The organism is Streptomyces oryzae, assembly GCF_017676365.1.
Taxonomy (GTDB): domain Bacteria; phylum Actinomycetota; class Actinomycetes; order Streptomycetales; family Streptomycetaceae; genus Streptomyces; species Streptomyces oryzae.
In genome coordinates, this window is record NZ_JADKMA010000207.1 from 1 (window position 1) to 13,660 (window position 13,660).

Annotated in this window: 11 protein-coding genes, 1 other RNA gene and 1 pseudogene; 12 read left to right on the top strand and 1 reads right to left on the bottom strand. The window is 71.7% G+C overall.

Translation table 11 applies throughout. The features are described 5' to 3' along the window. The 12 genes and pseudogenes from ITI46_RS28975 to ITI46_RS29030 all read left to right on the top strand — a co-directional run. Positions 1 to 576: pseudogene (locus tag ITI46_RS28975) on the top strand (serine/threonine protein kinase); the annotation flags it as partial. A 197-nt stretch (positions 577 to 773) separates the two neighbouring features. After that, positions 774 to 2,054, top strand: coding sequence for a serine/threonine-protein kinase (locus ITI46_RS28980; protein WP_209242885.1), 1,281 nt, complete (start codon positions 774 to 776; stop codon positions 2,052 to 2,054). A gap of 74 nt (positions 2,055 to 2,128) precedes the next feature. Further along, the gene (locus ITI46_RS28985; protein WP_209242886.1) at positions 2,129 to 3,304 is read left to right on the top strand and encodes an iron-containing redox enzyme family protein; all 1,176 of its coding nucleotides are present in this window, start codon (positions 2,129 to 2,131) and stop codon (positions 3,302 to 3,304) included. Between the two features lie 12 nt (positions 3,305 to 3,316). Continuing rightward, positions 3,317 to 4,090 (top strand): 2OG-Fe dioxygenase family protein, encoded by a 774-nt coding sequence (locus ITI46_RS28990; protein WP_209242887.1) that lies wholly within the window; start codon positions 3,317 to 3,319, stop codon positions 4,088 to 4,090. Between the two features lie 35 nt (positions 4,091 to 4,125). Continuing rightward, positions 4,126 to 5,241, top strand: coding sequence for a peptide chain release factor 2 (gene prfB / locus ITI46_RS28995; RefSeq protein WP_209242888.1), 1,116 nt, complete (start codon positions 4,126 to 4,128; stop codon positions 5,239 to 5,241). Positions 5,242 to 5,491: 250 nt separating this feature from the next. Next, positions 5,492 to 6,274, top strand: coding sequence for a collagen-like protein (locus ITI46_RS29000; RefSeq protein ID WP_209242889.1), 783 nt, complete (start codon positions 5,492 to 5,494; stop codon positions 6,272 to 6,274). Positions 6,275 to 7,056: 782 nt separating this feature from the next. Continuing rightward, positions 7,057 to 7,746 carry a cell division ATP-binding protein FtsE gene (gene ftsE, locus ITI46_RS29005; RefSeq protein ID WP_209242890.1) on the top strand — a complete coding sequence of 230 codons (690 nt, stop codon included), beginning with the start codon at positions 7,057 to 7,059 and terminating at the stop codon, positions 7,744 to 7,746. A 42-nt stretch (positions 7,747 to 7,788) separates the two neighbouring features. Next, positions 7,789 to 8,700, top strand: a complete 912-nt coding sequence (ftsX, locus tag ITI46_RS29010; RefSeq protein ID WP_209242891.1) for a permease-like cell division protein FtsX — start codon at positions 7,789 to 7,791, stop codon at positions 8,698 to 8,700. Positions 8,701 to 8,768: 68 nt separating this feature from the next. Further along, complete coding sequence (locus ITI46_RS29015) at positions 8,769 to 10,094, top strand: S41 family peptidase (RefSeq protein WP_209242892.1); 1,326 nt, start codon at positions 8,769 to 8,771, stop codon at positions 10,092 to 10,094. A gap of 18 nt (positions 10,095 to 10,112) precedes the next feature. After that, complete coding sequence (smpB, locus tag ITI46_RS29020; protein WP_209242893.1) at positions 10,113 to 10,640, top strand: SsrA-binding protein SmpB; 528 nt, start codon at positions 10,113 to 10,115, stop codon at positions 10,638 to 10,640. Between the two features lie 126 nt (positions 10,641 to 10,766). Beyond that, positions 10,767 to 11,139: a transfer-messenger RNA gene (ssrA, locus tag ITI46_RS29025) on the top strand. 304 nt (positions 11,140 to 11,443) lie between these two features. After that, a complete protein-coding gene (locus tag ITI46_RS29030; RefSeq protein ID WP_209242894.1) occupies positions 11,444 to 12,379 on the top strand; it encodes an oxygenase MpaB family protein in 936 nt (311 codons plus the stop codon). A gap of 10 nt (positions 12,380 to 12,389) precedes the next feature. Here ITI46_RS29030 and ITI46_RS29035 read toward each other — a convergent pair whose 3' ends face one another. Further along, entirely contained in the window at positions 12,390 to 13,649 is a 1,260-nt protein-coding gene (locus ITI46_RS29035; RefSeq protein WP_209242895.1) for an MFS transporter, read from the bottom strand. Between the last annotated feature and the right edge of the window lie 11 nt (positions 13,650 to 13,660).

Consider the following 13,660-nt stretch of genomic DNA (forward strand, 5'->3'; position numbering starts at 1 on the left):
GTGATGCCCCCCGGCCCCGGCAACCCGCCGGACGGCGGTCAGGGCGGCCCCCCGCAGCAGGACGGCCCCCACCCGTGGGAGAGCCAGCTGCGCGCGGCGCGGGACCGCAACGAACAGACCCAGTTCCAGCCGCTCGACCCGAGCATGGACCCGCTGCGCCGCCGCCCCCAGCGGCGCGCGGCCCCGCAGCCGCCGCCCCCGCAGAACCAGCCCTACGGACAGCAGCAGTACGGCGGCCAGTACGGGCAGCAGCAACCCACCCAGCCGCCGCCGCAGCGCTATGAGCCGCAGCCGCCGCGGGGCCGGGAGCCGAGGCCGCAACCGGAGCCCAGGCCGCCGCGCGAGCCGAGGCAGCGCCGTGAGCCGCGGCAGCGCAGCGCCAACCCCATGCGCATCCCGGGGCTCGGCTGCCTCAAGGGCTGTCTGTTCCTGATCGTCATCGTCGTGGTGGCGGGCGTACTGATCTGGAACTTCACGGACGCGCCGAAGTGGTGGGCCGAGGGCCAGAGCGCCTGGGAGACGACGAAGGACGTCTTCAACCAGATCGGGGACTTCTTCGGCCAGTTCAACAACTGACGGCCAGTTCAACAATCACGACCGGTTGAACACACTGGCCGGTGGCCGGTGGCCGGTGACAACGGCGGCGCCGAGGCGCCGAGTCACCGGCCACTACGGTGATTTGTCGACTCCTGAGAGGGGATTTCCCCCACAGAAGTGACAGTTACCGGCATCCGGGGCTCCCAACCCGGTCCCCGCCGCGTAGTTTTGTCGCCATGGCACGGAAGATCGGCAGTCGCTACACGGCACACCGGATCCTCGGGCGCGGCAGTGCCGGAACGGTGTGGCTCGGCGACGGACCCGAGGGTCCCGTCGCCATCAAGCTGCTGCGTGAGGACCTCGCCGCCGACCAGGATCTGGTCGAGCGGTTCGTGCAGGAGCGCAGCGCGCTGCTCTGCCTCGACCACCCGCGCGTCGTCGGCGTCCGCGACCTGGTGGTGGACGGCAACGAACTGGCCCTGGTGATGGACCTGGTGCGCGGCACGGATCTGCGCACCCGGCTGGAGCGGGACCGCCGGCTGGCGCCCGCCGCCGCCGTCGCCATCGCGGCCGACGTCGCCGACGCGCTGGCCGCCGCGCACGCCGCCGGGCTGGTGCACCGCGATGTGAAGCCGGAGAACGTGCTGCTGGACGCCCTCTCGATGGAGGGGCCCGGCGGGGCTCCGCCCGCGCTGCTGACCGACTTCGGCGTCGCCAAGCTCATCGACTCGCCCAGCCGCACCCGCGCCACCTCGATCATCGGCACCCCGGACTATCTGGCGCCGGAGATCGTCGAGGGGCTGCCACCGCGCGCGGCCGTCGACATCTACGCCCTGGCCACCGTGGTCTACGAACTGCTCGCGGGCTTCACGCCGTTCGGCGGCGGCCACCCCGGCGCTGTGCTGCGCCGGCATGTGACCGAGACCGTCGCACCGCTGCCCGGTATCCCGGACGAGCTGTGGCAGCTCATCCATCAGTGCCTCGCCAAGGCGCCCGCCTCCCGGCTGCGCGCCGCCGAGCTGGCGGCCAGGCTGCGCGAGCTGCTGCCCTCGCTGGAGGGGCTGCCGCCGCTGGACATCGACGAGCAGGGCGACGAGGAGGGCTACGCCGACTACGCCGGGCACCCGGAAGCCGACACCCCGGGCGGCGGCGAAGGCGCGGAGGCCGAGCACTCCCTCTCCGGCGCCGGCGCGGTACCGGCAGCGGGCGGCGCCGTGCCGCTCGTCCACTCCCGGGTAGGCCCGGACGCGAACCGGGACACCCATACGAGCATGCGGGTGCCCGGCGAGGACGAGCTGGCAGGGGGAGCGCACGGCACGGCACGGGCGCCGCGTGCGGCGGGGGAGGCGCGGGCCGGGTCGGCGCGGCACCGTATCGCTGTACGCAGGCGGCGGCTGAAAATAGGCGCCGCGGCCGCACTGGTGGCCGCAGCACTCGCGGTCGGCGGCTGGCTGGCCACCTCCGAGGAGGAGACCGGCTCGTTGCCCGCGCCTGCGTATGGGTACTCGGGCGACTGACCGCCGAGACGGCGGTGGCGGGCACGGCCCAGCGTCCAGGTGCCCGCCCGGAGCCGACCGCACGGGAGCACCCCATGACGGCGATCCCGGACCTGGTACGCGTACGCGCCGGCCGTCCTGCCCCGCCCCCCGCCCTGCCCACCGCCCGCGGCCCCCTCTCGGCGGCCGTGCTCACCGCGCTGACCGGCGGGCAGGCGGAGACCGCCGCGCTCGTCCACGCGGCCGGCAGCGCGTCCGGAGCCGAGGCCGCGGCCGCAGAGCCGTACGGCGAGGATCTGCAGCTCGCCCTCTATGTGCTCTACGAGCTGCACTACCGGGGCTTCGCCGGGGTGCCGGAGGGCTGCGAGTGGGACCCCGACCTGCTGCGGGTGCGCGGAGTGCTGGAGGACCGGTTCCTGTCCGCGCTGCGCCGGGACGTCCCGGCCGGCCGTACGGTGGCCGACGCCTTCGGCGAGCTGCTGCTGGAGCCCGTCGAACCCGCCGGGCAGCACGGCCCTGGCCAGGAGGAGAGCGTCGCCGCCCACCTCCAGCACCGCGGGGAGCTGTGGCAGCTGCGCGAGTACGCGGCCCTGCGCTCCCTCTATCACCTCAAAGAGGCCGACCCGCACGCCTGGGTGATTCCCCGCCTGGAGGGCCGGGCCAAGGCCGCGATGGCCGCCGTCGAGTACGACGAGTTCGGCGCCGGACGGGCCGAGAACGTGCACGCCCGGCTCTTCGCCGGCCTGATGCGCGACCTGGACCTGGACCCCGCGTACGGGCGCTATCTGGACGCCGCACCGGCAGCGGCGCTCCCGCCCGTCAACCTGATGTCGCTCTTCGGGCTGCACCGGTCGCTGCGCGGCGCCCTGATCGGCCACTTCGGCTGTGTGGAGGTCACCTCCTCGCCCGGCTCGCGCCGGCTGGCCGCCGCGCTGCGCCGGCTGGAGGCGGGGCCGGCGGCCCAGCGCTTCTACGACGAGCACGTGGAGGCCGACGCCGTGCACGAGCAGGTGGTGCGCCGGGAGGTGATCGGCGGCCTGCTGGCGGACGAGCCCGCGCTGGAGTCCGACATCGCCTTCGGCGCGGACGCCACGGTCTTCCTGGAGGACCGGCTGGGGGCTGCGCTGCTGGAGTGCTGGCGGGTCGGCGCCTCGGCGCTGCGCTTCTCCCTCCAGCCGCTCCGGCCGCCCGAGCTGTCGCCCGGCACGCGGCCGCTGGGCGTCCCCAGTGCCTGGGCCGAGAGCCCGGATGCGGACGCCGACGGACCATAGGAGGATTGCCGCATGGAGGACATTGCGGGCGCTCCCGCCCTGCGGAGTGCGGGTGACGTCGCCGAGGCCCGGCAAGCGCTGCTCTCCCGGCGGGTTCATGTGATGGAGGCCGACGCCGTCTCCCGGTGCGTGGGCGTGACGGCGGAGGACTGGCGCCGCTTCGCCGTCCACTGGGAGGACCTGGCCCCCGACCGCTACGCGGCCCAGGAGGGCACCCACCGCTTGCGCCGGTACGGCCACTTCTCCCTGGACCGCACCGGAGGCTTGCGGCCCATGCCGCACCTGGCCTTCGCGCAGCCGGAGGACACCAACCCGCTCTACACAGGTGAGGACCGTCACTTCGAGCCGCTGACGGACGTCTTCGTCGCCGACCCGCTGTTCAAGGCGCTGATGCGGCTGCTGGGCCGGATCGCGAGCTGCCTGCAGGACGCCGGCACCTGGAGCGTCAAGGTGCATCCCTTCCGGGTCGTCGCCTCGGCCGACAACGCCGGACTGCCCACCCCCGAGGGGCTGCACCGGGACGGGGTGACCCTGGTGACCTCGCTGATGATCGGCCGGGAGAACGCCGTCGGCGGACAGAGCGCCGTCTACGCGCCCGACGGCACCCACCTGCTGACCACCACGCTCCAGGAACCCGGCACCCTGCTGCTCGGCGACGACCGCGCCACCCTGCACGAAGTGGCCCCGGTCCGCCCCGCCGAGACCACCCGCCCGGCCCGCCGCGACGTCCTGGTGACCACGCTGACGGCACAGCACAGCGCGGAGCGTGACGCCCAACTGGGCTAGGGATGGGGTGGCGGCTTGCGGTTAGGGTGGGGAGCGTGGCAGTCGTCGATGTATCCGAAGAGCTGAAGTCCCTCTCCTCCACCATGGAGTCGATCGAGGCCGTCCTTGACCTGGGCAAGATGCGGTCGGACATCGCCGCGCTCGAGGAGCAGGCGGCGGCCCCGGACCTGTGGGACGACGTCGAGAACGCGCAGAAGGTGACCAGCCGGCTCTCCTACCTCCAGGGCCAGCTGCGCAAGGTCGAGGAGCTGCGCGGGCGGATCGACGATGTCGGGGTGCTCTTCGAGCTGGCCGAGAGCGAGGACGACGCGGACGCGCGCAGCGAGGCGGAGAACGAGCTGGCCGCCGTCCGCAAGACGGTGGACGAGCTGGAGGTCCGCACACTGCTGTCCGGCGAGTACGACCCGCGTGAGGCGGTCGTCAGCGTCCGGGCCGAGGCGGGCGGTGTGGACGCCGCCGACTTCGCCGAGCAGCTGATGCGGATGTATCTGCGCTGGGCCGAGCGCCGCGGTTACCCCACCGAGGTGTTCGACATCTCCTACGCGGAGGAGGCCGGCATCAAGTCCGCCACCTTCACCGTCAAGGCGCCGTACGCCTACGGCACGCTCTCCGTCGAGCAGGGCACGCACCGGATGGTGCGCATCTCGCCGTTCGACAACCAGGGCCGCCGCCAGACCTCCTTCGCCGGGGTCGAGGTGCTGCCCGTCGTCGAACAGGTTGACCACATCGACATCCCGGAGAACGAGCTGCGGATCGACGTCTTCCGCTCCTCCGGGCCCGGCGGCCAGTCGGTGAACACGACCGACTCCGCGGTCCGGATGACGCACATTCCCACCGGCATCGTCGTCTCCTGCCAGAACGAGAAGTCGCAGATCCAGAACCGCGCCGCGGCCATGCGCGTCATGCAGGCCCGGCTGCTGGCCTACCGCCGCCAGGAGGAGCAGGCCAAGATGGACGCGCTCAAGGGCGACGGCGGCAACTCCTGGGGCAGCCAGATGCGTTCGTATGTGCTGCACCCCTACCAGATGGTCAAGGATTTGCGTACCGAGTACGAGGTGGGCAACCCGCAGTCCGTGCTGGACGGCGATATCGACAGCTTCCTGGAAGCCGGTATTCGCTGGCGCAAGCAGCAGGAACAGTCCGAGGGCTGACGTCGAATCAGTTCCCTCTTCCGTTGTGTTCAGCGGTTCTTCGCTTGACGGCTGTGTGAGTGCTGGGGAAAGCTGTTCGCTCGGCATGCCTGTGTCAGGGGCGCACGGACGGGGTGGAGAGCCCCGGTGAGCAAACGGCGGCAGTCCGGGGTGGGGGTTCATGTTTCGCCTCGACGGGAAGCCCGGTACGGATCGCGCTCCGCGCGCAGCTGCCCCATCCACGAGTACAGCTACTGGGGGTAGTTGGAACATGAGCAAATCGAAGACGCGGCTGCGGGTCGCGCGGATAGCCGCAGCAGCGGTGTTCGCCGCCGGTGCGTCGCTGACCGCCGCGGGTGCCGCGCAGGCCGCGGGCCTGGGCGACACCGACGGCACCACGAAGGCCGCCGACGACGGCGGATTCATCGGCGGCATCATCGGCGGCGGCAGCGGCGGTGACTCCGGCGGTGACAGCGGCAGCTCCGGCGGCGACGACGGCGGCATCAGCGGCACCGTCACCATCGGCGGCGAGGACAACGGTGGCAACGATGGCGGTGCGGCCGACAACGGTGGCAACGGCAACGGTGGCAACGACGGTGGCGCGGCCGACAATGGCGGCAACGGCAACGGTGGCAACGATGGCGGTGCGGCCGACAACGGTGGCAACGGCAACGGTGGCAACGACGGCGGTGCGGCCGACAATGGCGGCAACGGCAACGGTGGCGGCGACAACGGCGGCAACGGCGGCAACGGTGGCAATGGCGGCGGCGAGGAGCCCGCGACCACCGGCGGTTCCGGCGGTGGCGACGACGACACCTGCGACCTCGACGGCGACAAGGTGAACTGCGAGGGCGGCGGCACCAACCCGGACAGCGCGGGCAGCCAGCCGGTCCAGGACAGCAAGCCTGCTGCCCCGGGCAAGAAGCAGGACGAGCTCGCCGAGACCGGTTCGTCGGAGACGACGTTCCTGCTGGTGGGCGCGGCGACGATGATCGCCGGCGGCATCGGCTTCCGCCTGATGCCGCGGCTCGCCTCGCGGCGCACGGCGGCGTAAGCGCCAGGCAGCAACAGCGCGCCGGGTTGCGGTGGTCTTATGACCGCCGGACCCGGCGCGTTGTGGTTTTCCGCCGCTGCGGCGGGAAGGGTGGCGCCGCGAGGCAGGGTGAGACGGGGCGCGCTCCGTCAGGGGCGCGTGGAAGAGACGGGGCGCCCCGTCAGGGGCGCGGGGAACTGCTCCCCCAAGCTCTGCGAGCAGGGGGTGCCCCCACAAGCCACGACGTGCCCGCAGTCCGCCGACTTCAGGCAGGGGCACCCCGCTACCGGAACAAGCTCAGCCCAAGACGGCCTAAGCCGTCGCTACCCGCTGTGCCACAAGCGCCACAGCTATCAACGTCACCAACAAGGCAATCAGCGCCGCAGGCGACAGATGCGCGAGCGGCGCCTCCCGCTGCAACCGCTCCCGATGGGCGCGGCACACAGTGCAGCGCCCCTCGCTCACGGGCCCCGCGCAGTTGGCACACACCAGTCGGTCGCATGTCATGCGAACTCCTCCTCAGTAGCGCCAACGCCACCCGTGAGTGATTCGTTCCCCAGGGGTGCTTCCCACCACTCTGCCAGGTGACGCGGGCTTCCGCCGAAACCAGCAGTTCACGGGAGTGCGCAGGCGGGAACAGCGAGACAGCGCACCGTCGCTCGGAGTACACACCGGTGCCGCGTGCGCGGCACACCACGCTTCGCGTATGGTCGCCCACACCGCCCCCGGCTGCCGCCGGGAGGCGTCCCAGGGGGCCGCACCGCGGCTTCCGTTGTCCCTACCCAGGTCGACGTGGTGTATCCGTGATCCGATTCGACAGCGTCTCCAAGTCCTATCCCAAGCAGAACCGTCCGGCGCTCCGCGATGTCTCGCTGGAGATCGAGCGCGGCGAGTTCGTGTTCCTGGTGGGCTCCTCCGGTTCCGGCAAATCCACCTTCCTGCGGCTGATCCTGCGCGAGGAGCGCGCCAGCTCCGGGCAGGTGCATGTGCTCGGCAAGGATCTGGCCCGGTTGTCGAACTGGAAGGTGCCGCACATGCGGCGGCAGCTCGGCACCGTCTTCCAGGACTTCCGGCTGCTGGGCAACAAGACCGTCGGCGAGAACGTCGCCTTCGCGCTGGAGGTGATCGGCAAGTCCCGCGGTCAGATCCGCAAGACGGTGCCGGAGGTGCTCGACCTCGTCGGGCTGGGCGGCAAGGAGGGCCGGATGCCCGGCGAGCTGTCCGGTGGTGAGCAGCAGCGCGTGGCCATCGCGCGCGCGTTCGCCAACCGCCCCATGCTGCTGATCGCCGACGAGCCGACCGGCAACCTGGACCCGCAGACCTCCGTCGGCATCATGAAGTTGCTCGACCGCATCAACCGCACGGGCACCACCGTTGTGATGGCCACCCACGACCAGCAGATCGTCGACCAGATGCGCAAGCGCGTCGTCGAACTCGAGATGGGCCGCCTCGTGCGCGACCAGTCGCGCGGCGTCTACGGATACCAGCACTGAGGCACCGAGGCACTGAGGCACCAGCACTGAGGAAAGGACGCCATGCGCGCCCAGTTCGTCCTGTCGGAGATCGGCGTCGGTCTCCGTCGCAATCTCACGATGACCTTCGCGGTGATCGTCTCCGTCGCCCTGTCGCTCGCGCTCGCGGGCGGTTCGCTGCTCGCCCGCGAGCAGGTGAGCACGATGAAGGGCTACTGGTACGACAAGGTCCAGGTCTCCATCTATCTGTGCAACAAGAACGACGCCTCCTCGGACCCCAACTGTGCCAAGGGCGCCGTCACCCAGCAGCAGAAGAACGAGATCAAGACCGACCTCGAGAAGCTCGACGTCGTCGAGAAGATCTACTACGAGTCGGCCGACGAGGCGTACAAGCACTACAAGGAGCAGTTCAAGGACTCGCCGCTGGCCGACTCGCTGACGCCGGACCAGATGCAGGAGTCCTACCGGGTCAAGCTCAAGGACCCGACCAAGTACCAGGTGCTGCAGACGGCGTTCTCCGGCAGACAGGGCGTCCAGGAGGTGCAGGACCAGCGCAGCCTGCTGGAGAACCTCTTCAATCTGCTCAACGGCATGAACATCGCCGCGCTGTGTGTGATGGCGCTGATGCTGGTCGTTGCGCTGCTGCTGATCGTCAACACCGTGCGGGTGTCGGCGTTCAGCAGGCGCCGGGAGACCGGGATCATGCGGCTGGTGGGCGCCTCCAGCTTCTACATCCAGATGCCGTTCATCCTGGAGGCCGCCATCGCGGGGCTGATCGGCGCCGGGTTCGCCTGTGTGCTGCTCGTCCTCGGCAAGTGGTTCCTGATCAACAACTGGCTCCAGCAGAAGATCGTCCTGATCAACTTCATCGGCTGGGACGCGGTCATCAAGGTGCTGCCGCTGATCGTCGCGGTGGGCGTGCTGATGCCCGCGGTGGCAGCCTTCTTCACGTTGCGCAAGTACCTGAAGGTGTGACGCAGGACGCGGGGCGCCGTGGGCCCAACGCCCCGTACGGCGCCCCGCACTGGCCTACACTCCGGACCATGCCAGGCTCGTGGTTCCTCGACACGCGCCCGCGCCGGCCGCGGCGCGGGACCCTGACACTGGTCTTCGCCGGCGTGCTGGCGACCGGCGCGGCCACCGGAGCCTTCGGCGGAGAGCTGGCCGCCCTCGGCTCGGCCTCCCCCGACAGCGCGGCACACGGCACCGGACGCAACGCACTGGACGGCCCGCCGCACGGCACGGCCGACGCCAAGGGCGCGGCGGCCGGCTCCGGTCAGGCCCGCGAGCGCGCCGGGGGCGCCGATGCGGACGCCGTCGTCAGCCGCAGCGGCGACCGCTGGTCCGCTGCCTACTCGGCCCGGGAGTACGAGGGCCTGCGGCAGGCGCTGGACGGCTCGTACGTCGGTGTGGGCATCTCCGTACGCCAGTCCCGCGCGGGCGGCGCCGACCGGGGCGACAGGACCACGGATCACGAGAGCGCCACCGACCGCGGGCACGCGGCCGGCCGCCGTACCGCGGTCGAGGTGGACCGCGTACAGCCGGGCAGCCCCGCCGACCGTGCCGGGGTGCGCGCCGGGGACCGGCTGCGCTCGGTGGACGGCCACCCGGTGACCGGCGAGCCGGTCACTGCCGTCGTGGCGCTGCTGCGCGGCTCCGATCCGCAGTCACCGACCGGCGCAGCCGAGCCAGGGACCCGCGTACGGCTGCACCTCACCCGCGGCCACACCGATCTGCACCGCACCCTGCGCCGCGAGCGGCTGACGACCGAGTCGGTGCGGGTGGACCGGACCGGTGACGGCGTCACCCGCATCAGGGTCGGCGCCTTCACCCGGGGCTCCGGCGAGCAGGTGCGCAAGGCGGTACGCGAGCGGGTGCCCGCCGACGGCCCGGTCCTGCTCGACCTGCGGGGCAACTCCGGCGGCCTGGTCGACGAGGCGGTCACCGCAGCCGGTGCCTTCCTCGACGGCGGACTGGTCGCCACGTACGACGACGACGGCACCGAGCGCGCGCTCTACGCCGAGGACGACCACGGCGCTGAGGGCGGCCCCGGGGACGTCGAGCGGCGGCCGCTGGTGGTCCTCGTGGACGGCGGGACGATGAGCGCCGCCGAGATGCTGACCGGCGCGCTGCAGGACCGGGGGCGTGCCGTGGTGGTGGGCTCCCGCACCTTCGGCAAGGGCTCGGTGCAGATGCCCAGGCCCCAGTCGGACGGCTCGGTCGCCGAGCTGACGGTCGGTCACTACACGACTCCGTCGGGTAGCGACGTGGAGGGGCGCGGCATCACCCCCGATCTCGCGGTGCGCAGCCGGGGCGAGTCCCTGGACCGGGCGAGAACAGTATTGAGTGGCCTCGAAGCCCGGTCGTAGTGGGAGAATGGCCTGGCTATGGCGAAGATGAAGACGACACGCAAAAAGGCTGCCAAGGCCAAGGACGACAAGGACACCCGGAAGCTCGTCGCCCAGAACAAGAAGGCGCGCCACGACTACCTCGTGCTGGACACGTACGAGTGCGGCATCGCGCTGACGGGCACCGAGGTCAAGTCCCTGCGCCAGGGCCGCGCCTCGCTCGTCGACGGCTTCGCCCAGGTCGACGGCGGCGAGGTCTGGCTGCACAACGTGCACATCCCCGAGTACGCGCAGGGCACCTGGACCAACCACGCGGCCCGGCGCAAGCGGAAGCTGCTGCTCCATCGCGCCGAGATCGACAAGCTGACCGGCAAACTCCAGGAGACGGGGCTCACCCTCGTCCCGCTCCAGCTGTACTTCTACCGGGGCCGGGCGAAGGTCGAGATCGCGCTGGCCAAGGGCAAGAAGGAGTACGACAAGCGGCAGACGCTCCGCGAGAAGCAGGACCGCCGCGAGGCGGAGCGCGCGGTGTCGGCGGCCCGCCGCCGCCAGCGCGCCCACGCGTGACCCTCCGGGAGGGCAGGCAGGGAATGGCGCGGGCCCGCAAACTGTTGGCACGGGTGCGACCTGGTCACGTATCATGGCGAGCAGCACTGCCCGCCAGGGTTCGTGTGCAGATTGTCAATTCAACACGGGGATGATCGGTTTCGACAGCGAACGTCGAAGCAGGGGAAGCGAGCCGAGGAACGCGGCAATGATCTCGTTAACCATGTGCCGCAAAAAAATAATCGCCAACACCAAGCGCGATTCCTTCGCCCTCGCTGCCTGAGCAGCGACCTGCGAAGTGTCAGCCCGGGGTAGTTCCCGCCCCGGTTCCTGGCATCAGCTAAGGGAACTCACCGCGTAGGTCCGGTCACGGGACCTGCCGGGACATCACACAGTGACTGGGCCCGTCGGAGACTTGTCCGCGTGATCTCCGGGGCCGAGAAAATCGCAGCGGACTGCGCTCGGAGAAGCCCTGTTTCCACTTCGTTGGACGCGGGTTCGATTCCCGCCATCTCCACGACGGCGAGGCAGCCACGATGGGCTGCCTCGCCTTTTTGTTTCGGGGTGCCCTGTCTCTGTCTGTGCTGGGTAGGGGGTGCCCCTTGCTGTGCGTTGCAGGCTGCGGGTGTGTTTGTGGCTGGTCGCGCAGTTCCCCGCGCCCCTTACGGGGCGCGTCTGCCCTGTGCCTGCTGTGCTTGGGAGGTCTGCTCCCCCAGACTTCGTCCGGGAGGTACCCCCAGGGCGCAGGGCTGGCAAGCGCAGCCCCCCATGCCGGGTACGGCACGTGTCTGGCCCGCACATTGGTGCCCGTTTACGCTGGCCGCATGGGCGGTGACCGGCAGCGGGGGTGTGAGCCGTTGGGGCCGGGCTCGTTGACCTGGAGGTATTTCGGGGACTGGCGCGGCGTGCTGCTTGCCCCGTGGGCGGGGGCCATGCAGAACATGCACCCGCAGCTGGGTGCGGGGGTCGCCGAGCACTCGCGGTTCTTCGAGGAGCGCTGGCAGCGGCTGTTCCGTTCGCTGTACCCGATCGGGGGCGTCGTCTACGACGGACCCCGCGCCGCCGAGACGGCTCGCCAGGTACGCGGCTACCACCGCACCATCAAGGGCACCGACCGCGCGGGCCGCCCGTACCACGCGCTGGACCCCGACACGTACTACTGGGCGCACGCCACCTTCTTCATGCTGACGCTCCTCGTCGCCGACCGGCTCGGTCCCGGCCTGACGGAGGCGGAGAAGCGGCAGCTGTTCGACGAGCATGTGCAGTGGTGGCGGCTGTACGGGATGAGCATGCGCCCCGTACCGACCAGTTGGGATGCGTTCCAGGAGTACTGGACGCACATGGCCGAGAACGTGCTGGAGGACAACCGGCCCACCCGGGACGTACTGGATCTGACGCTGATCGCGAAGCCGCCGGCGCTGCGGCTGCTGCCGGACGCCGGGTGGCGGCTGGTGCGCGGCCCGCTGGGACGGGCCTTCGTGTGGTTCACGGTCGGCTTCTTCCCGCCCGCAGTACGGCACCGCCTCGGCTATACGTGGACCGCCCGCGACAAGCGCCGGCTGCGCAGGATCGGGCGGTTCGTCCACTGGGGCTGGAAGCTGGTCCCCCCGTCGCGGCGCTACCACCCGAGGGCGCGGGCGGGCTGGGAGCGCGAACGGGGCGTGCGGGACCCGGACGCGCCCCCGGTGGAGACGCCGGCCCGCAATCTGCCGCTGCCCGGGGAGCGGGATCTGCCGCAGCACTACTCGCCCCGCGTATGAGGACGGTGGGTCACCCGGGCGACGGGCGGGCGGCCAAGAGGGTGGCGAGGGCGGCAGCGCAGGCAGCCGCCGCGAGGGGGACGGTGTACGCCCACCCGGCGGAGCCGAGCGCCTCGGTGGCCCAGCCGCCGGCGGCCGATCCTGCGGCGATCCCGCCGAGCAGCGCGGTGACGGCCAGCGTCATGCCCTCGTTGAGCCGCCCGGCCGGGGTGAGCCGCTGGACGAGGGCCATGCCGGTGACCATCGTGGGTGCCGTCGCCATGCCCGCCACCAGCAGCGCGGCGGCCAGCAGCGGCAGCGGGGCCGTCAGCGAGACGAGCAGCGGCAGGCTCATCAGCACGGCCATGGCTGCCACGCAGCCGGCCAGCCGGTGCCGGTCCGAGCGGGCGGCCGGCAGGGCGCCGAACGCCAGCCCGGCGAGGGCCGAACCGGCGGCCTGACAGGCGAGTACGGCGCCGGCGGCGGCGCGGTGCCCCTCCCCGTCGGCATGGGCGAGGGTGACCACTTCCAGCGCGCCGAACACCGCCCCCGTGGCGAGGAAGACCAGCAGCAGCGCGGGCATGCCGGGCTGCCGCAGCGGTGCGGGACCGGCGTGCGCGTGGCCGCGGCCGGGTGGCGGTTCGGTCGAGCGCTGGGCGAGGAACAGCAGCGTTCCGGCCAGCAGCAGCCCGCACCCGGCGAGGGTTCCGGCCTCCGGGAAGAGCGCGGTGCACAGGAAGGTGGCGAGGACGGGGCCGAGCATGAAGCACAGTTCGTCCGCGGCCTGTTCGAAGGAGTTCGCCGTGTGCCGGGCTGCCGGGTCGCCGCGCAGCAGATGCGCCCAGCGGGCCCGCGCCATGCCGCCCGTGTTGGGCGTGGTCGCGGTCGCGGCGTAGGCGGCGAACAGCGTCCAGTCGGGCGCGTGCGTCCGTACGCACACCACGAGCGCGAGGGAGCCGAGCAGCGCGAGCAGGGTGGCGGGCAGCGCGGCGCGTGCCTGTCCGTACCGGTCGACGAGGCGGGCCACGAGCGGCCCGGCCAGCGCGGTTGCCGCCAGTCCGGTCGCGGTGACGCTCCCGGCGAGTGCGTACGAGCCGCGCTCGCCCGCGAGCATCAGTACGGCGCTGACGGTGAACATGCCCATGGGCAGCCGCGCGAGCAGGCCGCCGAGCGTGAAGCCGACGGTGCCGGGGCGGGCGAACACCCGGGCGTACGGATTGCGGCGGCTTTCCCGGGGTGGCGGTGGCGCGGGGTGTGCCGCGACGAGGGTGCTGCCGTGGACGGCGTACAGCGGGCGGGCGG